At 74.6% G+C, this 22,419-nt stretch carries 21 protein-coding genes; 14 read left to right on the top strand and 7 right to left on the bottom strand.

Annotated elements, in window-relative coordinates; all coding sequences use genetic code 11:
* The 3 genes from ACGFSC_RS42480 to ACGFSC_RS42470 all read left to right on the top strand — a co-directional run.
* Nucleotides 1–88: acyl-CoA dehydrogenase family protein (locus ACGFSC_RS42480; protein WP_157846636.1), on the top strand; the 88-nt coding region annotated here is incomplete at its 5' end.
* A 160-nt stretch (nt 89–248) separates the two neighbouring features.
* A complete protein-coding gene (locus ACGFSC_RS42475; protein WP_359910148.1) occupies nt 249–1,115 on the top strand; it encodes an oxidoreductase in 867 nt (288 codons plus the stop codon).
* A 118-nt stretch (nt 1,116–1,233) separates the two neighbouring features.
* Entirely contained in the window at nt 1,234–1,731 is a 498-nt protein-coding gene (locus ACGFSC_RS42470) for a GNAT family N-acetyltransferase (RefSeq protein WP_359910145.1), read from the top strand.
* On the opposite strand, the gene ACGFSC_RS42465 is transcribed toward ACGFSC_RS42470, so the two are convergent.
* Nucleotides 1,724–2,320 (bottom strand): NAD(P)H-dependent oxidoreductase, encoded by a 597-nt coding sequence (locus ACGFSC_RS42465; protein WP_359910142.1) that lies wholly within the window; start codon nt 2,318–2,320, stop codon nt 1,724–1,726. The genes ACGFSC_RS42470 and ACGFSC_RS42465 overlap by 8 nt on opposite strands.
* A gap of 124 nt (nt 2,321–2,444) precedes the next feature.
* Here ACGFSC_RS42465 and ACGFSC_RS42460 point away from each other — a divergent pair, with 124 nt between their 5' ends.
* Nucleotides 2,445–3,098, top strand: coding sequence for a methyltransferase domain-containing protein (locus ACGFSC_RS42460; protein WP_359910139.1), 654 nt, complete (start codon nt 2,445–2,447; stop codon nt 3,096–3,098).
* Nucleotides 3,099–3,153: 55 nt separating this feature from the next.
* Here the strand turns inward: ACGFSC_RS42460 and ACGFSC_RS42455 are convergent, their stop codons facing one another.
* Nucleotides 3,154–3,537, bottom strand: a complete 384-nt coding sequence (locus ACGFSC_RS42455; protein WP_359910136.1) for a MerR family transcriptional regulator — start codon at nt 3,535–3,537, stop codon at nt 3,154–3,156.
* A 161-nt stretch (nt 3,538–3,698) separates the two neighbouring features.
* On the opposite strand from ACGFSC_RS42455, the gene ACGFSC_RS42450 reads away from it, so the two are divergent.
* The gene (locus ACGFSC_RS42450; RefSeq protein WP_359910133.1) at nt 3,699–4,193 is read left to right on the top strand and encodes a peptidylprolyl isomerase; all 495 of its coding nucleotides are present in this window, start codon (nt 3,699–3,701) and stop codon (nt 4,191–4,193) included.
* 318 nt (nt 4,194–4,511) lie between these two features.
* The gene (locus ACGFSC_RS42445) at nt 4,512–5,090 is read left to right on the top strand and encodes a hypothetical protein (RefSeq protein ID WP_359910131.1); all 579 of its coding nucleotides are present in this window, start codon (nt 4,512–4,514) and stop codon (nt 5,088–5,090) included.
* 33 nt (nt 5,091–5,123) lie between these two features.
* Here the strand turns inward: ACGFSC_RS42445 and ACGFSC_RS42440 are convergent, their stop codons facing one another.
* Complete coding sequence (locus ACGFSC_RS42440; RefSeq protein ID WP_359910129.1) at nt 5,124–5,609, bottom strand: hypothetical protein; 486 nt, start codon at nt 5,607–5,609, stop codon at nt 5,124–5,126.
* A gap of 38 nt (nt 5,610–5,647) precedes the next feature.
* Nucleotides 5,648–6,988 carry an LCP family protein gene (locus ACGFSC_RS42435; RefSeq protein ID WP_359910127.1) on the bottom strand — a complete coding sequence of 447 codons (1,341 nt, stop codon included), beginning with the start codon at nt 6,986–6,988 and terminating at the stop codon, nt 5,648–5,650.
* 457 nt (nt 6,989–7,445) lie between these two features.
* Here ACGFSC_RS42435 and ssuE point away from each other — a divergent pair, with 457 nt between their 5' ends.
* From ssuE to ACGFSC_RS42405, 6 genes are all read left to right on the top strand, one after another.
* Nucleotides 7,446–8,000: an NADPH-dependent FMN reductase gene (ssuE, locus tag ACGFSC_RS42430; protein ID WP_359910124.1), complete on the top strand. Its 555-nt coding sequence runs from the start codon at nt 7,446–7,448 to the stop codon at nt 7,998–8,000.
* Nucleotides 8,001–8,323: 323 nt separating this feature from the next.
* Nucleotides 8,324–9,112 carry an ABC transporter ATP-binding protein gene (locus ACGFSC_RS42425; RefSeq protein WP_359910121.1) on the top strand — a complete coding sequence of 263 codons (789 nt, stop codon included), beginning with the start codon at nt 8,324–8,326 and terminating at the stop codon, nt 9,110–9,112.
* 19 nt (nt 9,113–9,131) lie between these two features.
* A complete protein-coding gene (locus tag ACGFSC_RS42420; RefSeq protein WP_359910118.1) occupies nt 9,132–11,699 on the top strand; it encodes an ABC transporter permease in 2,568 nt (855 codons plus the stop codon).
* 172 nt (nt 11,700–11,871) lie between these two features.
* Nucleotides 11,872–13,908, top strand: coding sequence for a hypothetical protein (locus ACGFSC_RS42415; protein ID WP_359910115.1), 2,037 nt, complete (start codon nt 11,872–11,874; stop codon nt 13,906–13,908).
* Between the two features lie 161 nt (nt 13,909–14,069).
* Nucleotides 14,070–15,110 (top strand): glycosyltransferase family 2 protein, encoded by a 1,041-nt coding sequence (locus ACGFSC_RS42410; protein ID WP_359910112.1) that lies wholly within the window; start codon nt 14,070–14,072, stop codon nt 15,108–15,110.
* An 87-nt stretch (nt 15,111–15,197) separates the two neighbouring features.
* A complete protein-coding gene (locus ACGFSC_RS42405; RefSeq protein WP_359910109.1) occupies nt 15,198–15,812 on the top strand; it encodes an acyltransferase in 615 nt (204 codons plus the stop codon).
* A gap of 60 nt (nt 15,813–15,872) precedes the next feature.
* Here ACGFSC_RS42405 and ACGFSC_RS42400 read toward each other — a convergent pair whose 3' ends face one another.
* The 3 genes from ACGFSC_RS42400 to ACGFSC_RS42390 all read right to left on the bottom strand — a co-directional run bounded on the left by ACGFSC_RS42400 (nt 15,873) and on the right by ACGFSC_RS42390 (nt 19,820).
* Nucleotides 15,873–17,474: an LCP family protein gene (locus ACGFSC_RS42400; protein ID WP_359910106.1), complete on the bottom strand. Its 1,602-nt coding sequence runs from the start codon at nt 17,472–17,474 to the stop codon at nt 15,873–15,875.
* A gap of 225 nt (nt 17,475–17,699) precedes the next feature.
* Nucleotides 17,700–18,992, bottom strand: a complete 1,293-nt coding sequence (locus ACGFSC_RS42395) for an LCP family protein (RefSeq protein ID WP_359910103.1) — start codon at nt 18,990–18,992, stop codon at nt 17,700–17,702.
* Nucleotides 18,993–19,028: 36 nt separating this feature from the next.
* Nucleotides 19,029–19,820 (bottom strand): TIGR03089 family protein, encoded by a 792-nt coding sequence (locus ACGFSC_RS42390; RefSeq protein WP_359910100.1) that lies wholly within the window; start codon nt 19,818–19,820, stop codon nt 19,029–19,031.
* A 104-nt stretch (nt 19,821–19,924) separates the two neighbouring features.
* On the opposite strand from ACGFSC_RS42390, the gene ACGFSC_RS42385 reads away from it, so the two are divergent.
* Both ACGFSC_RS42385 and ACGFSC_RS42380 read left to right on the top strand, forming a co-directional pair.
* Nucleotides 19,925–21,343: an N-acetylmuramoyl-L-alanine amidase gene (locus tag ACGFSC_RS42385; protein WP_359910098.1), complete on the top strand. Its 1,419-nt coding sequence runs from the start codon at nt 19,925–19,927 to the stop codon at nt 21,341–21,343.
* A 164-nt stretch (nt 21,344–21,507) separates the two neighbouring features.
* Nucleotides 21,508–22,419 (top strand): DNA-3-methyladenine glycosylase 2 family protein, encoded by a 912-nt coding sequence (locus tag ACGFSC_RS42380; protein WP_359910096.1) that lies wholly within the window; start codon nt 21,508–21,510, stop codon nt 22,417–22,419.

Here is a 22,419-nt window from a genome sequence, read left to right as displayed (position 1 = left end):
GCGGATGATGCGGGACGCGAAGATCACGCAGATCTACGAGGGCACCAACCAGGTCCAGCGGATCGTGATGGCCCGCAACCTCCCGTAACCCCACCTCGACGTGCACATACGGCCCCCGACCGCCCGTCCGCGGTCGGGGGCCGTATGTCGTCCGGCATCGAACCGTCCTGGACGCGGCCCCTGTGACGGTGTCATAAATGATCGTCAACTCATGGGCAGCACGCGACGATTGCGAGAGATCGACGATCATGGGCAGCACCCCCGAGCAGCACCCCGCTGGCAAGGTCTGGCTGATCACCGGCGCCAACTCCGGCTTCGGCCGGGCGCTCACCGAGGCCGCGCTGGCGGCCGGCGACACCGTCGTGGCCGCCGCCCGGCGCCCCGAGACGCTGGCGGAGCCGGCCGCCGCGCACCCGGACCGGCTGTTCCCGGTCCGGCTGGACGTCACCGACCAGGAGCGGATCGCGGCCGTCGTCGCGGAGACCGTCCAGCGGCACGGCCGGATCGACGTCCTGGTCAACAACGCCGGGCGCGGGCTGATCGGCGCCGTCGAGGAGTCCACCGACCGCGAGCTGCGGGACCTGATGGAGCTGCACTTCTTCGGCCCGGCCGCACTCACCCGGGCCGTGCTGCCGCACCTGCGGGCCCGGGGCTCGGGCGCGGTGGTGCAGATGAGCAGCATGGGCGGCCGCTTCAGCTTCCCCGGCGTGGGCGCCTACTCGGCCACCAAGTTCGCGCTGGAGGGGCTGTCCGAGGCGCTGGCCAAGGAGGTGGCCGGCTTCGGGGTCAAGGTGCTGATCGTCGAGCCCGGCGCGTTCCGGACCGGCTTCGCGGGCGGCGACGCGCTCGCCCACAGCGCCCCGATCGAGGCGTACGAGCCGATCGTCGGCCCGGTCCGCACCGGGCTGCCGGACAGCGACGGCAAGCAGGCCGGCGACCCGGCGAGGGCCGCCGAGGCGATCCTGGCCGCGCTGGCCGCCGAGCACACCCCGCTGCGGCTCGCGCTCGGCAGCGACGCGGTCGACGGCGTCCTCGGCACCCTCGACGAGGCGCGGCGGGAGACCGAGACGTGGGCGGCGGTCGGCCGCGGCACCGACTTCCCGGCCGGCGAGTAGCCCACCGGGCGGCGGGGGCCCCGGCCCGGTCGATGGAGGGCCCCGTCCCCGGTCGGTGGAGGGCCGCGCGACGAAATCCGCGCGACGGCGGGCAGCCGCGCTCCGTAGGCTGCCCGCCATGTCCTCCGCGCCCACCAGGCCCTCCGTGCTCAGCCTGGCCCCCATCACCCCCGAGAACGTCGACGCCGCCCTCGCCCTGCGGGTCCGCCCCGACCAGGAGGCCCTGGTGGCGCCGGTGGTGAAGTCGCTGGCCGAGGCGTACGCGTACGGGGAGGCCGCCTGGCCCCGGCTGATCCTGGACGACGGGCGGCCGGTCGGCTTCGTGATGGCCTTCTTCGACCTCACCTTCTACCCCGACCGCCCCGGCGACCGCCCCCGCTCCGGCCTGTGGCGGCTGCTGATCGACGCCGAGCGGCAGCGCGGCGGCTACGGCCGCTTCGCCGTCGAGCAGGTCTGCGCCGAGATCCGCCGCCGCGGCGGATCCCGCGTCACCGTCACCCACCACACGGGCCCGGACGGCCCGGAGGAGTTCTACGCCCGTCTCGGCTTCCGCCCGACCGGCGAGCTGAGCGGCGGCCAGACCGTCGCCGAACTGGACCTCCCGCCGCTCAGCTGAGCAGCGCCGCGGCCTGCTCCCGGGCCTGCCGCAGCCAACCGGCGCGCTCGGCGTCGGAGGAGTCGGTGACCGTGCGGAACACCGTCCGCCGCACCTCGGCGACCCCGACGTACGGCAGCACGCAGGCCGCCCAGATCCGCTCCAGCGGGTCGCCGAACTCCTCGCGCTCGCGGGCCTCCGGGGTGTCCGAGGTGTTCAGCACCAGCGCCCGGCCGGCCCGCAGCAGCCCGGCCGGCTCGCCGTCGGCCGTCCCGAGCTTGTACGCGACGCCGGGCACCAGCACCCGCTGCACCCAGCCGGTGAGCACCGCGGGCGGCATGCCCCACCAGTTGGGGTGGATCAGCACCAGCGCGTCCAGGGCGGCCACCTCGGCGCGGTGCAGGGCGAGGACCGGATCCCCGGACCGCTCCGCCGCGGTCACCGTGCCGGTCTCCTCGGCGGCCAGCAGCGGCGCGAAGCCCTCCGCGTACAGGTCGTGGGCGCGCACCCGGCAGCCGCGCCCCCGCAGTTCGTCCACCACGGCCCCGTACAGCGCGTGGTTGAAGCTCCCCGGCCGCGGATGCGCCAGGTAGACCCCGATCGTGCTCATCTTCCGTCCCCCTCGGGCTGGTTGGCCGGACCGATGGTAGGCGCGTGCCCCGCTGTCGCGCACCCGGCAAGGATCCGCCGGACACGCCCCGGGTCCGGTCGGCCGCCCGGTAGGGTCCGGGGCCATGACCGAGCCGGACTTCCTCACCGAGACCAGGGCGTTCTACGACGCCGTCGCCACCGAGTACACCGAGCTCTTCCGGGACGCGTTGGACCGCATGCCGATGGACCGGGCGATGCTGGGGCTCTTCGCCGACCTGGTCCGCGCCGAGCGGCCGGGCGGCAGGACGGCCGAACTCGGCTGCGGCCCGGGCCGGATGACCGGCCCGCTGCACCGGCTCGGCGTGGACGTGCACGGGATCGACCTCTCACCGCGGATGGTCGAGCTCGCCCGGCAGGCCCACCCGGAGGTGCCGTTCAGCGTCGGTTCGATGTTCGACCTCCCCTTCCGGGACGGGGAGCTGACCGGCGTGGTGGCCTGGTACTCGATCATCCACACCCCGGCGGAGCGGCTGCCCGAGGTGTTCGCCGAGTGCGCCCGGGTGCTCGCCCCCGGCGGCCACCTGATGCTCGCCTTCCAGGTCGGCGACCTGCCGTCGCGCCAGGAGCGCCCCTTCGGCCACCCGGTGTCGCTGGACTTCCGCCGGCTGCGGCCGGAGCACGTCGAGGAGCTGGTGCGGGAGGCGGGCCTGCCGGTCACCTCCCGTACGGTCCGTGAGCCGGAGGGGGACGAGAAGACCCCGCAGGCCTATCTGCTGGCCCGCAGGCCGAAGGGCTGAGGCCCTCCTGCGCGGCCTCCGGTGCGGTCTTCCGGGCAGTCTTCCGTGCGGTCCTCTACGCGGCCTCGGACGAGGACGGCGGCTGCCCGGAGGCGGTCGCGATCACCTCGTCCAGCACCTCGCGGGAGCGCAGCAGGTCGCTGATCGTCCGGTCGATCCGTTCGCGCTCCGCGGTGAGCTCCTCGACCAGCAGCGGGGTGGCGACCTCGTTCGGGCTGCCGTCGGAGTCCCGCATGCAGGGGAGGATCTTGTAGATGGTCCGGCTGTGCAGCCCGGCCGCGAACAGCTCCTGGATGTGCACCACCCGGTCGACGGCGGCCTCCGGGTACTCGCGGTGGCCGCCCTCGGTGCGGCGGGCGGCGAGCAGGCCCTGCTGCTCGTAGTAGCGCAGCGAGCGTTCGCTCACACCCGTCCGACGGGCCAGTTCACCGATCCGCATGCCGCCCACCCCGTCCCCGTGCCGCACAGAGGCCTGAACCTGACATCGATGTTAGCTTCCCGGTCTCGCTCCGGGGCGGAAACCGGATAACACAGCCGCGTCCGGCCGCGCCCGACCGGGGGCAGCGCGCGCCGAACAGGTGATCGTGCCATCATCCCTGCATGTCTTCCAACGTTTTCTTCGACATCACGATCAACGACGAGCCGGCCGGCCGGATCGTCTTCAAGCTGTACGACGACGTCGTTCCCAAGACCGCCCAGAACTTCCGCGAGCTGGCCACCGGCCAGAACGGCTTCGGCTACGCGGGCTCCGGCTTCCACCGCGTGATCCCGGCCTTCATGCTCCAGGGCGGTGACTTCACCAACCACAACGGCACCGGCGGCAAGAGCATCTACGGCGAGAAGTTCGCGGACGAGAACTTCCAGATCAAGCACGACCGCCCGGGCCTGCTCTCGATGGCCAACGCCGGCCGCAACACCAACGGCTCGCAGTTCTTCATCACCACCATCGTCACCGACTGGCTGGACGGCAAGCACGTCGTCTTCGGCGAGGTCGTCGAGGGCATGGACCTGGTCAAGAAGATCGAGGGCCTCGGCTCGCAGAGCGGCCGCACCTCGGCCAAGATCTCCATCGCCGCCTCCGGCGAGGTCAAGTAGTCGCCGTCGCCACTGGCACGCACCGCCCCGGAGCGGGACGTCGGATCTTCCGGCCTCCTGCTCCGGGGCGGTTTCGTATCCGCTCGCCGCACCCGCTCGCGTACCCGCCCCGAGCCCGTTTCCGCGCCGCCCCCGCATCCGTCCCGGGCCCGTTCCCGCGCCGGGCCGCGGTGCGGCGGGCAGGGTAGCCGGGAGCGCCGCCGTCCGGGCCGGAACCGGGCAATCGTGCGGCCTTCCTTTGCCGGGGCCCTACGCTCGACTTCTCGGACGCGGCCCAAGACGCGGCCGAACTCGACTCTGCGGCAAGGTGGTTGACCGATGGTGGAGCAGGGCGCCGACGACGGCGAGGTGACCTACGAACAGGTGACGGTGGTCTCCCTGGCCGGCTGCGAGCCGGTCGGCCCGGCGCGGTTCGCCGTCCGGGTCGTCCGCGAGGGCATGACCGTCAAGCGGGTGGCCGGCTACTGGGTGCGCTGGGACGAGCGGTGGGGCGCGGAGGAGGTCCGCCACCACGCCCGCTGGATCGCGGACGAGGAGTACGTGCGGCCGGACACCGGCAGCCTGGACGGCACCCTCGCGGTGATGGTCGCCGCGTACTGGACGGATCCGACGGGCGCCTTCCCGCGCCGCCCGGGCACCGAGACGGTGGTGACCTTCCGGCCGGGCGAGACCGAGCACGAGCTGGTGCTTGAGCAGCCCGCCCCGGTCGTCCAGGCCGCCGCGGCCCCGTACCGCCCGGCCTCGCTCTCGGTGCAGCTGACCCACGCGAGGTGGCTGAGCGGCGACGGGCAGCCGATCCACTACGGCTTCTCGGGCGCCACCGAGGCGGCCGGCGGCGAGGGGGAGTGGCTGGTCCGCTTCCCGGAGTGCGGCACCGGGCTGCTGCCGTTCGTCTAGGCCGTTCCCTCGCCACCGGTGCGTCCGGCGCGTTCAGGAGGGGCTCGGGGCGGGCCGGGCCGGTGCCGGGCGGGCCCACCGGCCGCCCGTCCGCATCCCCACCTTGCGCGCCGGGACGCCGGCCCAGACCTCCCCGGGGCCGGTCGACCGGGTGAGCACCGCGTTGGCGCCGACTACGGTGCCCGCGCCGACGGTCAGCACGCCCTCCTTGCACACCACCTTGGCGCCGGCGCACAGCACCGCGCCGTCCTCGACCACCACCCGCCGCATCGCGCTCTCCTCCTGCGGTACCCACGGGTCGGCCCGGCCGATGGTCACGCCGTTGTAGAGCGTCACGCCGGCGCCGAGGGTGGTGTACGGGTGCAGCACGGTGCCGAAGCCGCGGTGGAAGACGAGCAGTCCGGGCCCGATCTCGCAGGCGGCGGGCACCTCCATCCCGTAGAGCGCGAGCGCCTCCTGGACCAGGCGGCCCAGGAGGCGGTGGCGACGGCGGTGGATCAGCGCGGTGACGAGTGGCATCCACCCATTGTGTCGACGCGGTCGCACAAAGTCGCGGACTACTTGAAGTCCGGCACCGCGGTGTCGTTCTTGAAGGCGGCGAAGAGCTGCTTGGACTTGTTGGCGTCCCACAGCACGGCGGACTCGCCGGTCTTGGTCCGGTAGTCCGGGTTGCCTATCGGTACGGTCAGCGACTTGCCGCTGCCGCCGTTGACGTCCTTCATGGCGAGGAAGAGCGAGCCGAGGTCGGTCAGGCCGCAGTCCTCGTCGACGATCAGGGTGCCGAGCGCCGAGTCGACCAGCGGGTAGAAGGTGAACGGGTTCATCAGGTTGCCGGGGGAGGCGGCCTGGTGGGCCAGGGCGCCGAGGAACTTCTGCTGGTTGCGCATCCGGCCGAGGTCCTGGTCGGCCATCTGGTGGCGCTGGCGGACGAAGGCCAGCGCCTGCTTGCCGGTGAGGGTCTGGTCGCCGGCCTTGAGGTCGAGGCCGGAGTCCTTGTCCTGGACGTCCTGGTCGATCTTCATCTCGACGCCGCCGATCGAGTCGACGATGCCGACGAAGCCGCCGAAGCCGATCTCGGCGTAGTGGTCGATCCGCAGGCCGGTGTTCTGTTCGACGGTCTGGACCAGCAGCCGGCCGCCGCCGTTGCCGAAGGCCGAGTTGATCTTCGCGGTGGTGCCCTTGACCGGCTTGCCGTTGCTGCCCGGGTGGTCGGGGATCGGCACCCAGGAGTCGCGCGGGATGCTCATCAGGGTGTTCCCGTTGTCCCCGACGTGCAGGATCATCATCGAGTCGCTGCGCTTGCCCTCGGTGTCGTGCCCGGTGTGCAGGTCGTCCTGCTCGGCGTCGGTTAGGCCCTGGCGGCTGTCGGAGCCGACGATCAGCCAGTTGGTGCCCTTGCCCGCGGCCGGGCGGCCGGGGTAGTCGGCGAGCACGTTCTCGTGGTTGAGCTTGGAGTCCGCCCAGAACCAGGTGGAGACGGCGGTCACCATGACGGCGATCAGCACGCCGAAGACCGACCACTTCACGATCCGCCGCCGCGGCCAGCGCCGGGCCTGGGCGCCGGGCGGGCGGGTGCCGCCGGGCCCGCCGGGCCCGCCGGGGCGGCCCTGGCCACCGGGGCCACCGGGCCCGCCGTGAGCACCGTGGCCTGCGGCACCGCCGGGAGCACCGCCGGGTGCGCCGGGACGGCCTCCGGGTGCGCCGGCCCCCTGCGGGGGGACGCCGCCGAGCCGGGAGGGCCCCGGCTGCCCGGGCTGTCGCGGCTGCCGTGGCGCGGCCGCCCCCGGCCCGCGCGGGTTCAGCGAGGACGGCAGCGGCGGCTCGGCCGCGCCGCCCCCGCCGTTTCCGCCGTACGGGTTCCCGCCGCCCCCCGGGCGGCCCTCCTGCCACGTGTTCATGCCGACGAGGATGCCCGACCCCGGTCGGGCTGACTCCCCCCGGGGGGTCCACCGGGCTTCTTGTAGCAGTTTTGATGCACGTGCCGGATCGTTCCGCCGCAACGTCCGGACACCCGGTGTTCCAGCTGCTGAAACGTTTCTTGACCAGCCCGAACACAGCGTGTTTGCATTCCAGGCATGGATCAGCGTTGGGCACTCACGCGTCGGCGGCACGTCGACCTGCGGCGCGGTGTGGCCTGTTCGCTCTGTCGCGGCTGACGCGCGCCCGCCGAATCCCCGTACCCGCCGCACGTCCGCCGGCACAGCGCCCCCGCCACAGCGCCCCCGGTGCACGTCCGCCGGCACAGCGCCCGCGGTGCCGCCCCGGCACCGGCCCCCGTCCGCGGCGCCCTCCCCCGCCGCACCCGGCCGGAACCCGCCGCCCCGCGCCGCCCCGCTTCCACCCAGAGGTGAACCCATGGCCGTCGTCCTGTCCGTTTCCGGCTCCCCTTCCCCCACCTCCCGCACCACCCGCCTGCTGCGCCACGTCGACGCGCGGCTGGCGGAGCGCGGCCACCACGTCGTCCCCTTCGAAGCCCGCAGCCTGCCCGCGCACGCCCTGCTGTCGGGCGACTTCGACCACCCCGAGATCGTCGCCGTCACCGAGCTGTTCGCCCGCGCCGACGGCGTGGTCGTCGGCACCCCCGTCTACAAGGCCGCCTACTCGGGCCTGCTGAAGGCCCTGCTGGACGTGCTCCCGCAGTACGCGCTGGCCGGCAAGGCCGTCCTGCCGCTCGCCACCGGCGGCTCGCCCGCGCACGTCCTCGCGGTGGACTACGCGCTGCGCCCGGTGCTCAGCTCGATGGGCGCCGACCACGTCACCCAGGGCTGGTTCGTGCTCGACCGCCACATCACCGCCCGGGAGGACGGGACGACCCTGGTGGAGCGCGAGACCGAAGCCCTGCTGGTCCCGGTCGTGGAGGGCTTCGCCACGGCACTGGAGCGGCTGGCCGCAACCGCGCTGACGAGCTGACGGACCGCCGCCGCGGCCCGTACGGGGCGTCCCCGAGACGGGCCGCGGCTACCCCTAGGGGGAGCGGCGCCGCGGCCCGTAGAACCTTGGTTGAGCGGCTTCATTCCGGCGGATGACGAGCCGACGGCCGTCGACTCCTAACGTGGTTCACACATCCCCACCCGCCAGGAAGCGGCCCGGTTGCGTCGGGTCCGGTGGCCAGGTCCACCGGGAGGGTGGAGACAACTCCCGGTCGAGGACTACCGCCTGCGCCATGTCATGAGGCGGGCGGGCCCGCGAGGCTGGGGGCCAACGGGTGAGCGCATCTTCCTTAGGAGAGTCCAGTGACGACGGCAGCAGCAGCCGTGTACGACCCCCAGCTTCCCGGCGGAGCGTCAGCCGTCGCCGCGTCGGCCCGTCAGGTCACCAAGGCGTACGGTTCGGGCGAGACCAGGGTGACCGCGCTCGACTCCGTCGACGTGGACATCCAGCGCGGCCGGTTCACCGCGATCATGGGTCCCTCGGGCTCCGGCAAGTCCACCTTGATGCACTGCCTGGCGGGCCTCGACACGGTCACCTCCGGGCGGATCCGGATCGGCGACACCGAGATCACCGGCCTCAAGGACAAGCAGCTCACCAGACTCCGGCGCGACAAGATCGGCTTCATCTTCCAGGCGTTCAACCTGCTCCCGACCCTGAGCGCGCTGGAGAACATCACGCTCCCGATGGACATCGCCGGCCGCAAGCCCGACCAGGCCTGGCTGGACCAGGTGGTGGAGACGGTCGGCCTGTCCGGCCGGCTCAAGCACCGCCCCTCCCAGCTCTCCGGCGGCCAGCAGCAGCGCGTCGCGGTGGCCCGGGCGCTGGCCGCCCGCCCCGAGATCATCTTCGGGGACGAGCCCACCGGGAACCTGGACTCCCGCTCCGGCGCCGAGGTGCTGACCTTCCTGCGCCGCTCGGTGGACGAGCTGGGCCAGACCATCGTGATGGTCACCCACGACCCGGTCGCCGCCGGCTACGCGGACCGCGTGCTCTTCCTCGCCGACGGCGTGATCGTGGACGAGATGCACGCGCCCACCGCCGACTCCGTCCTCGAACGCATGCGCCGTTTCGACGGCAAGCGCACCAGCTGAGCGGCGGGACGACTCCATCATGCTGCTCAAGACCTCACTGCGGAGCTTCTTCGCCCACAAGGGCCGGATGGCGCTCTCGCTCATCGCCGTCGTGCTGTCGGTGGCCTTCGTCTCCGGCACCCTGGTGTTCTCCAACACCGCCACCGGCACCTTCGACAAGCTCTTCGCCGCGACCGCCTCCGACGTCTCGGTCAATCCGCCCAAGCCGGCCGAGGACGAGGAGCAGCAGGCCGCCGTCAAGCCGCCGACCGTCCCGGTCGCGCTGGAGCGGCAGGTCGCCGCGCTGCCCGGGGTGAAGAGCGCCGTCGGCCAGGTCCTGGTCGAGAACGCCGTGCTGATCGACCCGGCCACCAACAAGCTGGTCGGCCCGACCACCGGCGCGCCCACCCTGCTCGGCAACTGGACGGACACCCCGGCCAACCCGCTGAAGGTCACCTCCGGCCGCACCCCGCGCGGCCCGACCGAGCTGCTGTTGGACGCGGACACCGTGAAGAAGGCCAAGCTCGGCCTCGGCGGCCGGCTCAGGGTCGAGAACCCCCTCGGCCGGCACGACTTCACCATCGTCGGCATCGGCACCTTCACCACCACCAACCCGGGCGCGGCGCTCGCGTTCCTGGACACCCCGACCGCCCAGCAGGTGCTGCTCGGCGAGCAGGCCTTCAGCACCGTCGAGGCGTACGGCGACGGCAGCCGCGGCAACGACCGGCTCAAGGCGGACGTGCAGTCCGCGCTCGGCGGCGGGTACCTGGTGAAGACGGCGGCCGAGCAGAAGGCGGACCGCACCGAACAGGTCGGCAAGGGCCTGGACTTCATGAAGTACGCGATGCTCGGCTTCGCCTTCGTCTCGGCGATCGTCGGCGCTTTCCTGATCGTCAACACCTTCTCGATGCTGGTCGCCCAGCGCACCCGGGAGATCGGCCTGCTGCGAGCCATCGGCGGCAGCCGGCGGCAGGTCAACCGCTCGGTGCTGGTCGAGGCGCTGATCCTGGGCGTGCTCGGCTCGACCCTCGGGGTCGCGGCCGGCCTGGGCGTGGCGGTCGGCCTGATCAAGCTGATGACCGCGATCGGCATGGACCTGGAGGCGGCCGACCTGCGGATCGGGCCGGACGTGTTCGTCGCCGGGTACGCGCTGGGCATCGTGGTCACCCTGGTCGCGGCCTGGTTCCCGGCCCGCCGGGCGAGCCGGATCTCGCCGATGGCCGCCCTGCGCGACCACGGCACTCCGGCCGAGGGCCGCGCCAACCTGGTCCGTACCGTCCTCGGCCTGCTGCTGACGGCCGGCGGCGGCGCCCTGCTGGTGCTCGGCGCGCGGGCGGAGAAGGCGGCCGCCGGCGGCCAGTACCTGGGCCTGGGCGTGGTGCTCACCCTGATCGGCTTCGTGGTGCTCGGCCCGCTGCTGGCCTCGGCCGTCGTCCGGGTGCTCGGCGCGCTGCTGCCGGCGCTGTTCGGGCCGTCCGGCAAGCTCGCCCAGCGCAACGCGATGCGCAACCCGCGCCGCACCGGCGCCACCGCCGCCGCGCTGATGATCGGCCTGGCGCTGGTGATCGCCTCCGCGGTGTTCAGCTCCTCGGCCGTCACCTCGACCAGCGCGCAGATCGACAAGTCGGTGGGCGCGGACTACATCATCTCCGGTGGCCGCACCGCGATCACGCCCGAGATGCTGGCCGCCGTCGAGCGGACCCCGGGCATCGACCACATCACCACCCAGCGCTTCTTCGCCGCCAAGGTCCGGCTGTCGGACGGGCAGCAGGCCAAGACCCCGCTGACCGCGGTCCCGCCGTCCTTCTTCGGCACCGACTTCCGGCCGACCGTCGACTCCGGTGCGGTGGACTCGCTCCAGCGCGGCTCGCTGGGGATCGGCGCCGCCTTCGCCAAGGACCACAACCTGAAGGTCGGCGACCAGGTCACCGTCGACTACGGCCAGGGCCGCAGCCAGGCGCTGCCGGTCGGCGCGGTCCTCGGCAAGGGCGACCTGTTCGGCGGCGGCTCCTTCGTCGCCATGGACACCATGGCGAAGGCGGTCCCGGCCGCCGAGCAGCCGCCGGTGTGGACCTTCTTCGCCAAGGCCGCCCAGGGCGCCGACGTCCAGAAGACGCTGACCGCGCTGGAGGACGGGCTGAAGGAGTACCCGCAGCTGACCATCAAGGACCGGGCCGGCTACAAGGAGCTCGCCCAGTCCCAGATCAACACCCTGCTCTACCTGATCTACGGGCTGGTCGCCCTCTCGATCACGGTCGCGGTGCTCGGCGTGGTCAACACCCTGGCGCTGTCGGTGGTGGAGCGGACCCGCGAGATCGGCCTGCTGCGGGCGATCGGGCTCTCCCGCCGCCAGCTGCGCCGGATGATCCGGCTGGAGTCCGTGGTGATCGCGCTGTTCGGCGCCGTCCTCGGCACCGGACTGGGCCTCGCCTGGGGCGTCACCGTCCAGGGGGTGCTGCGGGACCAGGGCCTGGGGACGCTCTCCGTCCCGACCACCATGGTGGCGATCACGCTGGTCTCCTCGGTGCTGATCGGCCTGTTCGCCGCGCTCGTCCCGGCCTTCCGGGCCGGACGCATGAACGTCCTCGCGGCCATCGCGACGGACTGAGCCGGCTCCGGGGTCGCCGGGCCCCGGAGCACGGGGGAACGGGGGGAACGGGGGGAACGGGGGACCGGGGCCGGGAGCGCACAGCACCCGGCCCCGGTGCCGTTCCCCGCCCCTTGCCGGGAGGCCGCCGCCGAGGTGCGTTCCGTTTCCCCCGGGCTGGGATGATCGTCCGATGTTCCCCTCGGACGCCCCGCCGCTGCCCAGCGCCGCGCCCCTCACCAGTGCCGCCGCCACCCGCTGGCGCGCCGCCCGGACCGCCTGGCGGCTGGACAGCCGGTGGCTCGCGCTGCTGCCGGTCGCCTTCCTGGCCCTGGCCGCCGCGGTGGAGCCGGACAGCGGAGGGGCCTGCAACGCCCAGGGCATCTGCCGGGAGACCTGGGGCGAGACCCTGGCCCTCTGGACGCTGCTGGCCGAGGCCGTCCTGCTGGTCGGCCGGCCCCGCGTCCGGCCGCTCGTCCCGGTCGCCGCCCTGGCCCTGTTCTGGTACCTCCCGAACGGCCTGGTCACCCCGCTCGCCCGCTGGTCCGCCGTGCTGCTGCACCTGCTGCTGGCCGCCGTCCTGATCGGCGCCGACCTCGGCCGCCGCCGCGCCCGCCACCAGCTCGACGAACTGATGGCCCCGCCCGTCCCCTTCCCCTGGACGGCCGCCGGCGCGCCCTCGCCCGTCCACCCCCCGCACGCGCCGGTCGGGCGGCGGGTGCTCGGCGCGCTGTTCCTGGTCGCCGCCGCCGCGCTGCCGTTGTACGGCCTGTGGGCGCAGTCCCAGCAGGAGGAGCGGGACGGCGCGGCCGTGCGGGTCACCGGCACCGCGGGGGAGTTCGACCGGGACGGCCTGCTGACCGTCCACTACCAGGACCCCCACCGCGGTGACGTGACGGTCGCCGCGCCGCCCGGCGCCGCCGCCGGGCCCACCGCGAAGCTGGACGTGTGGTGGGCCGAGCGACCGCAGCCGGGCCAGGCGATCCCGCTGCTGCTGGACGGCGACCGGGTCCGCGCGCTGGGCGACGACTACGACCTGTCCGGCGGGGCGCTCCTCGGCGGCCTGCTCGCCCTGCCCGGCCTGCTGCTGCTCGGCTCCGCCCTGGCCCACGACGTCCGCCGCACCCGGCCGGCCTTCGAGGGCACCGCTCCGGCCCTGGCCGTCCGGGTCCGGGCCGACGCCCAGGGCGACCTGCTGGTGCTCCCGGTGGACGGCCCGGCGGACGGGCCCGCGCTGTGGCGGCTGAAGGAGTGGGAGCGCTACTACTGGGCCCGGGAGGGCCACCCGGACATGCCGGACCGCCCGGGCCCCGGCTGGCTGCCCGAGCACCCCGACCTGGAGGGCTACGAGGAGGACTACCCCGAGTCGGGACCGCCGCACGACCCGGCCGAGGAGGAGTACGGCGAGCTCTTCGAGCGCGCCACCCCGGACCAGGCCGCCGCCTGGCTGGCCCGGGCCGGCCGCAGCGTCCCGGCCGTGCTGTACCGCGGCCCGGACGGCCCCGACCAGCAGCTCCTGGTCCGCCCGGCCCTGCTGGACGGCGACCCGCACCGGGTGGCCTCCGTGGTCGCGCCCGTCGCCCGGGCCCCGCGGCTCGGCCGGCGCTCCGGGCGCTACCGCGAGCGCGAGCTGGCCGTCGCCGCGCTGACCGCCGAGACCGTCGCCGCCGCCCCCGAGGCCGGCTCGGACGCCCGGCCGCTGGACGCCTGCCGCTGGGAGATGCCGCTGCCGCTGCGGGCGGCGGCCGGACCGCTGGCGGCGCTGCTGGTCGTCGCCGCCGTCGTGCTGCTCGACGACGACGGCTGGTGGGAGGGGCTGGTGCGCCCGCTGTGGATCGGCTCGCTGGCGATCCACGCCTGCGCCCAGACGTTCTCCTGGCAACTGGTGGCCGACCGCGACGGCCTGCGGGTGGCCACCGCGCTGCGCACCCGCAGCTACCGCTGGGCGGAGATCTCGGCGGCGGCGGTGCACCGGAGCCTGCTGACGATCCGGCTGCGCGGCGGCCGGGAGTTCTCCTTCTTCAGCCGCCCGGCGGCCCGGCTGGCCGCCTTCTTCGGCGGGCGGTACGACCCGGCGGCGGTGGCCCGGACCGTCGCCACCGCCGCCCACCGCCCCGACCTGCGGCCGGCGCAGGCCCTGCCGGACCGGCTGGGCGGCCCCCAGCACCTGGTGAACCGGCTCGCGCTGACCGGTTACGCGGTGTTCACCGTCGCTCACTACGCACTCTGAACCCACCCCGGACCGGCACCGGATCCACACCGCTTCCGGCCCGCGCGTAAGGGGGAGTACGGTGTTCTTGATCACAGCACCGGTGCCGCGCCGCGAGGCGTCCCCGGCCGCCCAGACCGGGACAAGACGGGGACGCGTCCGCACCGGTACGGTTGGCCCCGATGAACACCAAGGCTGCTGAGGAGCTGCCGGCTGTTTCCGTGATCATGCCGGTGCTCAACGAGGAACGTCACCTGCGCACGGCGGTCCGCCGCATCCTGGACCAGGAGTACCCCGGGCCGATGGAGGTGGTGATCGCCCTCGGCCCCTCCACCGACCGCACCGCGGAGATCGCGGCCGAGCTGGTGGCCGAGGACCCGCGGGTGCGGACGGTGGCGAACCCCACCGGCCGGACGCCGGCCGGGCTGAACGCCGCGATCCGGGGCTCACGGCACCCGATAGTCGTGCGCGTGGACGGCCACGGCCTGCTCACCCCCGGCTACATCACCACGGCGGTCCGGCTGCTCGGCGAGATGGAGGCGGCCAACGTCGGCGGCATCATGCACGCCGAGGGCGAGACCGAGTGGGAGCACGCGGTCGCCGCCGCGATGACCTCCAAGATCGGCGTCGGGAACGCGGCCTTCCACACCGGCGGCCTGGCCGGCCCGGCGGACACCGTCTACCTCGGGGTGTTCCGGCGCGAGGTGCTGGAGAAGCTCGGCGGCTACAACGAGGAGTTCATCCGCGCCCAGGACTGGGAGCTGAACTACCGGATCCGCCAGGACGGCGGCCTGGTCTGGTTCACCCCGCAGCTCAAGGTGACGTACCGGCCCCGCCCCTCGGTGCGGGCGCTGGCCAAGCAGTACAAGGACTACGGCCGCTGGCGCCGGGTGGTCACCCGTTACCACCGCGGCTCGGTCAACATGCGCTACCTCGCCCCGCCGGCCGCCCTGGCGGCGGTCGTCCTCGGGCTGGTGCTCGGCGCCGCCGTCCACCCGGCCTTCCTGGCGGTGCCCGGCGCGTACCTGATGGGCATCCTCGGCGGCGCCGCGGTCGAGGGCCGGGGGCTGTCGTTCAAGGCCAGGGCGCTGCTGCCGGTGGCCTTCGCGACCATGCACCTCAGCTGGGGCTTCGGCTTCCTGACCTCTCCGCGCTCGCTGGCCCGAAGAGTGATCGCCAGCGTCGGCCCGTCCTCCAAGGACGTGCTCTCGAAGACGGGTTGATCCCGGGGCGTGCCCGACACGCCCTGGCGCCCGCCGATTCGTCCCGGCAGCCCGCGGTGCCGTGCGGCGCCGCTATCGTCGGTGCGCATGGCGACAGTTGAGGGCGGGGCGGGCGCGGCCCGGATCGAGCCGAGCGCGGACGTCGACGAACGGGCCGCGATCGGTGCCGGGACGGCGGTCTGGCACCTCGCCCAGGTCCGCGAGGACGCGGTGGTCGGTGCGGACTGCGTGATCGGCCGCGGCGCGTACGTCGGCCCCGGCGTGCGGATCGGGGACCGGGTCAAGGTGCAGAACCACGCGCTGGTGTACGAGCCGGCGGTGGTCGAGGACGGGGTGTTCATCGGCCCGGCCGCCGTCCTCACCAATGACCGGTACCCCCGCGCGGTCACTCCCGAGGGCCGCCCCAAGGATCAACACGACTGGCGGGCCGAGGGGGTGACGCTCCGTCAGGGTTGCTCGATCGGCGGCCGTGCGGTGCTGGTCGCCGGGGTGACGGTCGGCCGCTGGGCGCTGGTCGCGGCCGGCGCGGTGGTGCACCGGGACGTCCCGGACTTCGCGCTGGTCGCCGGTGTCCCGGCCCGCCGGATCGGCTGGGTCGGCCGGGCCGGCGAGCCGCTGCGGCCCACCGGGGACGGCGGCTGGCAGTGCCCCCGGACCTCCGAGCGGTACCGCGAGGAGGGCGGAACCCTCCTGCCCGGCTAGGCCCTGTCCGGCCGATCTCGCCGCGGACTGATCCGCCGAGATCGGCCGGACAGGACCTGGCTACTTGGCGCAGACGTCGGTGTCGTCCGCCTGGACCCGCTGGAGGTCCTCGGGTGCCTCGGTGGGCACCGCCGCCGGGTTGGCGGCGGCCAGCACGTCCTTGCCGAGCACCAGCACCAGCCCGCCCTTCGGGTCCGACTTCGCGGCCGGCCGGACGGCGTCGCCGGGCAGGCCGAGGGCGGCGGCCAGGGCCTGGGCCTCGGCCTCCCGGCCGGACGGGTAGGACACCGTGGTGGTCTCGGCGGGCGGTGCGTCGCTGCCCACCACGGCCTTGTCGAAGCCCTTCGCCCGGAGCTTCTCCACGGTCGGCCCGGACTGTCCGCGGGTGCCGCTGCCGTTGCGCACCGTCAGCTGGACGCCCTTGCCGGAGACGGGCGGGGTGGTGGCGGCCGGGGCGGGCGGCGGGGTCGCGGCGCCGGTGGCCGGGGCCTCGGCGGCGGGCGGGGCGCTCGGCGGGGCGGCGGTCTCGGTCAGCGAGCGGTCGGCCGCGACCATCGCGAACAGCTGCCCGGCGTCCGGCTGCTTGAGGATCACCCGGTTCTCGTCCTTGGGGTCGTCCAGGACGGGCGCAGTGGTGAAGGTGATGTTCTTGGTGTCCACCTTGCTGATGTCCAGCGCGAGGTCCTTGAGCTTGTCCACGCTGCCGATGCCGGAGTCCACGGTGAGCGCCTTGGTGGCGGCGTCCGCGAGCTTGTAGAGCTTGGTCGGGCTGGTCAGGGTGTCGTCGCTCTTGATCTTGCGGATCATCGAGCTGATGAACTGCTGCTGGAGCGGGATCCGGGTGAGGTCGCCGCCCTGGCCGACCGCGTGCCGGGTGCGGACGAAGGCCAGCGCCTCCTCGCCCTGGACCACGTGCCGGCCCTTGGTCATCTTGAGGTGGGAGCCGGAGTCGTTGATGTCCTTGGCCGCGCAGACCTCGACCCCGCCGACGGCGGTGGACAGGGTCTTCACCGCCTCGAAGTTGACCTGCACGAAGTGGTCGACCCGGATCCCGGTGTTCTTCTCGACGGTCTTCCAGGTGCAGCCCGCGTCGCGCCCCTCCTGGCCGAGGCTGTTGTTGAACTCCTCCCGCGCCGAGCCCTGGATCTTCTTCCCCTGGGCGTTCTGGCACTCCGGTATCGGCAGCATCAGGTCGCGCGGGAGGCTGATCACCGTCGCGTTGGTGCGGTCCTTGGCGATGTGGAACAGCAGCGTGGTGTCGGCGTGCCCGGTGCTGCCCTCGTCGCCGTACTCCCGGCCGAGGCCCTCCCGGCTGTCGGTGCCGATCACCAGGATGTTCAGCGCGTCCCCGGCGGCCGGGGGCCGCTCGGACTCGTCGCCCAGCTGGACCTTGACCGAGGTCAGGTTGTCGTTGAAGTGCCGGTACAGGTAGTACGCCCCGCCGCAGCCCGCCACCATCACCAGGGCGCCCGCCCCGGCCGTCCACTTGAGCGCCCGTCGGCGCCGGCTGCGCTTGGCGAGCGCGGCCGCCCGCCGCCGGCTGTCCCGGCGGCCCTCCGGGGCCGGTGCCGCCGGTGCCTCGACGGCCCGCCGGCGCTGCCGGGGGACGCCGGGAGCCGGGTCGACCCGGTACCGGCCGCCTTCCGGTTGCTCCTCGTGCACGGGGGTTCCCTACCTTCGACCGGTCACGGCTGCGGACCGCCCGTACGGACGGGCCGATCCGGACACACTAGACGAGCCGAACGGGGGAGTCGTTCCCGGTGTGATCTCCGCCATGTTCCGGCAGGGCGGGGATAAATACCGCTCGTGGCCGAGCAATTGCGGAAACGTCCGGATCGGCCGACGGGGCCGGACCGGGGTGCGCCGGCGCGGTCGGGGGCTGGCCGTTCAGTGCGGGGCGCAGGCGTCCACGTCGGCGGTGCGTCCCTCGAAGGTGGGCGCGGCGCTCGCGGAGGGTGACGCGGTCCCCGTCGCCGGGGCCGTCACCGCCGCCGCCGCCTCGGCCGTCGGGCCCGTCCCCGGGCCGGAGCCCGGGGACGGGGACGGGCCCGACGAGGGCGAGGAGCCGGGCGGCCGGACGGCGACCGGCCGGTCGTCCCGCAGCGCCGCGAACAACTGGCCGGTCTGCGGCTGCACGAACTCGTCCCGGTCCGAGTCGTAGCGGTACGGGCGGCGCGGCGCGGTCAGGAAGACCACGTCCGCCGAGGGGACGCCGCGCAGGTCCTGGGTGAGGTCGTACAGCGCGCCGAGCGAGGACAGCCCGCCGTCCGCTCGCACCGAGGAGGTCGCGGCGTCCAGCACCGGCCACAGCTTCGCCGGGTTCAGCAGCACGCCCTGCGACTGCGCCTTGCGGATCAGCGCGGCCAGGAACTGCTGCTGGCGGCCCATGCGTTGGGTGTCGCTGCCGTCGCCCAGGCTCTCCCGGGCCCGGACGTAGCCGAGCGCCTGCTCGCCGTGCAGGGTATGCCGGCCGGCGGGCAGGTCGAGCCTGGCGTCCTTGTCGTGGATCGGCTGCGGCACGCACACCTCGACCCCGCCGATCGCGTCCACCATCGTCTTGAAGCCGCTGAAGTCGAGGATCACGTAGTGGTCGATCCGGATGCCGCTCAGCTTCTCGACGGTCCGGATCGAGCAGGCCGGACCGCCCGTCTCGAAGGCCCGGTTGAACTGCATCAGCGCGGGCTTGCTGCGGGTGCCGTCCGGCTTCTCGCAGGCGGGGACGGAGACCATGACGTCGCGCGGCACCGAGACCGCCGTCGCGTGCCTGCGGTCGGCGGCCAGGTGCAGCAGGATCGTGGTGTCCGAGCGCTCGGTGCCGCTCCCGCCGCCGTACGAGGCGTTCGCGCCGGAGCGGTCGTCGCTGCCGATCAGCAGGATGTTCTCGGCGCCCCGCGCCCCGGCGGTGCGGCTCGGCCGCTCGGCCTCCAGCCGGGCGAGCAGCCGGTCGGTGGCCGAGTCGGTGCGGATGTTGCCGTCCAGCTTGCGGTAGGCGATCCAGAGCAGCGCGCCGGTGGCGACCAGCAGGAACGCGACGGCGCCGGCGGTGATCATCAACCACCGCCGGCGCCGTCGCGGGCGTCCGGTCCCGTCGGGAGGGGTGTCGGTCGGCGGGCCGTCCTCTGCGGGGCCGTTCGCCGGGGGAGTGCCGGTCGGGGGGTGCGCGGTGTCGTCCTCGGCCATGGCAGCGATCCCTACCCGCCGGGCCCGCGCCGGGGGTTAGCCGAGGCGCAGTGTCACCCGTTCGGACTCCGTCCGCTTCTCCCACTGCCCGGCGTCCAGCGCCTGCGAATTGCGGCACAGCACCACCGAGGCACCGGCCGCCAGCGGCGCCAGCAGACCGGCCTCCAGACCGGCCCAGTCGTCGTACGCGAGGGTGGACAGGACGCGGTCACCGGGCTTCAGGCCGAGCCGCGCCGCGCCCTCCCGGGCCAGCGCCACGGTCTGCTCGCCCGTCAGCTTCAGCGGCAGCCCGTCCACCGCGGTCTCCAGCGCCTGCCCGTCCGGGGCGACGGGGGAGTACGGCGCGAAGCGGTCGCCCTGGCCGGGCACCTCGGCGGCGTAGTCCAGGAACCCTTCCGGACGCTGCGGGAAGCGGCCCCCGAGCGGGCGCAGGGCGAGCGCGACCCGCTCGCCCTCGCAGGCCTGGGCGGCCTCCAGCCCGTCCGGGCCGCTGACCACCAGGTCGGCGGCGGCCGGGTCGCCGCCCGGGACCGCCGCCACCCCGACCGACCAGCAGGCCAGCAGCCAGACGGCGCTCTGCCAGTGGGCGGGCAGCAGCAGCGCCGCCCGGTCACCGGGGCCGGCGTTCAGCTCGTCCTGGAGGAGGTTGGCGGTCTTGGCGACCCAGTTGTCGAAGGTGCGGGCGGAGAGCTCCACCCGTTCGCCGGTGGCGTCGTCGTAGAAGGTGACCAGCGGGGCCGCGGGATCGACCGAAGGGGTGCCGCCGCGCAGGAATGCGTGCAGCAGCTCGACGGGGGTGCGGGCATCGGCAGCGAAAGGCGCAGTCATGGTGCGCCCCAGCCTACGGCCTTCGGGTGGGAGGCCGGGAGGGGCGGCCGAACGGGCGCGGAGCGACGTGGCGGGCGGTCCGGTTTGCGGCGACGATCCGGTTTATGCGCCTCTCACTCCCGGCCGCCCTGCTCGCCGGATGCACCGCCGCCCTCCTGCTCCAACCCGCCGCCACCGCGACCCCCTCGCCGACGCCGCAGCGCCGCGAGTTCGCCGGCGGCGGCTCGACCACCACCCTCCCGCTGCCCGCCGGGACCGGCCTCGCCGCGCGCGGCACCCGACCGTTCGAACTCCTCGGCCTGGGCTGGGACGGCCCGGCGGACGCCCTCGCCGGGGCGGTGGTCCGGGTCCGCACCCGGGACGCGGCCACCGGCCGCTGGAGTGCCTGGCACCGCCTGGAGGCCGGTCCCGAGGACGGCCCCGACCACCCGGCGCACGGCGCCACCGCCCCGCTCTGGACGGGCCGCAGCGACGGCGTCGCGGTCGAGGTCCGGCCCGGGCCCGCCGGAGTCCCGGCCGGGCTGCGGCTCGACCTGGTCGACCCGGGGAACGGGGCCGCCCCGGCGGGCCTACGGACCCTGCCCGCGGAGCCGCCGACCGGGCCGTCGACGGCCTCGCCGACGGACCCGCCCGTGAATCCGCCGACGGACCCGCCGACCGGGTCGCCGACGGACCCGCCCGTGAACCCGCCGACGGCCTCGCCGACAGACCCGCCCGTGAACCCGCCGACGGACCCGCCCGCCAACCCGCCGACGGCCTCTCCGCCGGACCCGACAACCGGGCCTCCCGTGAATCCGCCGACAGATCCGTCGACCGGGTCGCCGACGGACCCGCCCGCGAACCCGCCGACGGGGCCCTCCACCGAGCCGGGGCCGTCCACCGAGCCGGGGCCGTCCACCGAGCCGGGGCCCAAGGGCCAGGCTCCGCGCCCGACGATCGTCACCCGGGCCGGCTGGGGGGCCGACGAGTCACTGCGCGAGCGGGACTTCGTGTACACCGGCCCGGTCCGCGAGGTCTTCGTCCACCACACCGACACCGCCACGGACTACGCCTGCGCCGACGCTCCCCGGGTGATCCGGGCGATCTACCAGTACCACGTGAAGACCAACGGCTGGCGGGACATCGGCTACAACTTCCTGGTCGACCGCTGCGGGACCGTCTACGAGGGCCGGGCGGGCGGCGTCGAGCGGTCCGTCCAGGGCGCCCACACCCTCGGCTTCAACGCCGACTCCTCCGGCGTCGCCGCGCTCGGCACCTACGTCGACGGCCGGCCGGCCCAGCCGCTCGTCGACGGCCTCGCCGCGCTCGCCGCCTGGAAGCTCGGCCTCGAAGCCCAACCCGCCGACGGCCGTACCAAGCTCACCTCCTCCTCGGGCGCCAGCCGCTTCCCCAGGGGCAGCGTCGTCGAGTTCGACGCCGTCTCCGGACACCGCGACGCCGTCGCCACCGAGTGCCCGGGCAACGCCCTCTACGCCCTGCTCCCCGCCCTGCGCACTGCGGCCGCCCTCCTCCAGACCCGCTGACCCCTCCCCACCCCGCCCCTTCCCGTGTCCCGACCGGGCACGGGGAAGGGCCGGGGAGGCGATGTCGTCCGGCGGACCCCCGTCGCCCCGCTCGCCGCCCCCGCGGGTCTGTCCGACCCCGCGCGTATCGTTCATGTCCGGAGGCGACGCGGGAGGCGAGAGCGGTGGAAGCGGTACGGCGCTGGCGCCCGGGCTTCCCGCTGGACGTGGCCCGCACCCTGCTCCCGCTGCGCCGGGGCCCCGCGGATCCGGCGTACCGCAGCACCGGTGACGGCGCCGTCTGGCGCGCCTCCCGCACCCCGGCCGGCATCGGCACCCTGCGGGTGCTGCCGCGTCCGGCCGCCGGCGAGGTCGAGGCGAGCGCCTGGGGCCCGGGCGCGGACTGGCTCCTCGACCGCCTCCCCACCCTGCTGGGCGCCGACGACGCCCCGGAGGCGCTGGTCCTGCCGCCCGGCCCGCTGCGGGACGCCCAGCGCCGTACCGCCGGGGTCCGGCTGGCCAGGACCGGTCTGGTGCTGGAGTCGCTGGTTCCGGCGATCCTGGAGCAGAAGGTCACCACCGACGAGGCCTACCGCGCCTGGCGCACCCTGCTGCGGGACTTCGGCACCCCGGCGCCGGGCCCGGCCGAGGGCATGCGGGTGGCACCGTCGGCCCGCGAGTGGGCGCTGGTGCCGAGCTGGGAGTGGCACCGGGCGGGCGTGGACCCGAAGCGCTCGGCGACGATCATGCGCGCGGTCCGGCTGGCGCCGCGGCTGGAGGAGGCCTCGGCGATGGGCCACGAGGAGGCCTTCGCCCGCCTCACCGCCGTCCCGGGCATCGGGGTCTGGACGGCCGCCGAGACCCTGCAGCGCAGCAACGGCGATCCGGACGCGGTCTCGGTCGGGGACTTCCACCTGCCCGATCTGGTCGGCTGGGCCCTGGCCGGCCGCCCCCGCAGCGACGACGCCCAGATGCTGGCGCTGCTGGAGCCCTACCGTCCCCAGCGCCACCGCGTCTGCCGCCTCCTGCTGGCCACCGGCGTCCACGCCCCCCGCTACGGCCCGCGCCTGACCCCCAACGACCACCGCCGCCGCTGA

Origin of the sequence: Kitasatospora sp. NPDC048715 (genome assembly GCF_043198905.1) — a bacterium.
GTDB lineage: Bacteria > Actinomycetota > Actinomycetes > Streptomycetales > Streptomycetaceae > Kitasatospora > Kitasatospora lactacystinica.
The sequence above is the reverse complement of the archived record's forward strand: the minus strand, read 5'-3'. Positions and strand labels throughout refer to the sequence as shown.

Coding starts and splice junctions, on each gene's coding strand:
- ACGFSC_RS42405 (WP_359910109.1), top strand. CDS start 15,198: ATGGCGACAGTTGAGGGCGGGGCGGGCGCGGCCCGGATCGAGCCGAGC.
- ACGFSC_RS42455 (WP_359910136.1), bottom strand. CDS start 3,537: ATGCGGATCGGTGAACTGGCCCGTCGGACGGGTGTGAGCGAACGCTCG.
- ACGFSC_RS42465 (WP_359910142.1), bottom strand. CDS start 2,320: ATGAGCACGATCGGGGTCTACCTGGCGCATCCGCGGCCGGGGAGCTTC.
- ACGFSC_RS42470 (WP_359910145.1), top strand. CDS start 1,234: ATGTCCTCCGCGCCCACCAGGCCCTCCGTGCTCAGCCTGGCCCCCATC.
- ACGFSC_RS42390 (WP_359910100.1), bottom strand. CDS start 19,820: ATGACTGCGCCTTTCGCTGCCGATGCCCGCACCCCCGTCGAGCTGCTG.
- ACGFSC_RS42450 (WP_359910133.1), top strand. CDS start 3,699: ATGTCTTCCAACGTTTTCTTCGACATCACGATCAACGACGAGCCGGCC.
- ACGFSC_RS42440 (WP_359910129.1), bottom strand. CDS start 5,609: ATGCCACTCGTCACCGCGCTGATCCACCGCCGTCGCCACCGCCTCCTG.
- ssuE (WP_359910124.1), top strand. CDS start 7,446: ATGGCCGTCGTCCTGTCCGTTTCCGGCTCCCCTTCCCCCACCTCCCGC.
- ACGFSC_RS42460 (WP_359910139.1), top strand. CDS start 2,445: ATGACCGAGCCGGACTTCCTCACCGAGACCAGGGCGTTCTACGACGCC.
- ACGFSC_RS42445 (WP_359910131.1), top strand. CDS start 4,512: ATGGTGGAGCAGGGCGCCGACGACGGCGAGGTGACCTACGAACAGGTG.
- ACGFSC_RS42415 (WP_359910115.1), top strand. CDS start 11,872: ATGTTCCCCTCGGACGCCCCGCCGCTGCCCAGCGCCGCGCCCCTCACC.
- ACGFSC_RS42410 (WP_359910112.1), top strand. CDS start 14,070: ATGAACACCAAGGCTGCTGAGGAGCTGCCGGCTGTTTCCGTGATCATG.
- ACGFSC_RS42395 (WP_359910103.1), bottom strand. CDS start 18,992: ATGGCCGAGGACGACACCGCGCACCCCCCGACCGGCACTCCCCCGGCG.
- ACGFSC_RS42435 (WP_359910127.1), bottom strand. CDS start 6,988: ATGAACACGTGGCAGGAGGGCCGCCCGGGGGGCGGCGGGAACCCGTAC.
- ACGFSC_RS42385 (WP_359910098.1), top strand. CDS start 19,925: ATGCGCCTCTCACTCCCGGCCGCCCTGCTCGCCGGATGCACCGCCGCC.
- ACGFSC_RS42475 (WP_359910148.1), top strand. CDS start 249: ATGGGCAGCACCCCCGAGCAGCACCCCGCTGGCAAGGTCTGGCTGATC.
- ACGFSC_RS42420 (WP_359910118.1), top strand. CDS start 9,132: ATGCTGCTCAAGACCTCACTGCGGAGCTTCTTCGCCCACAAGGGCCGG.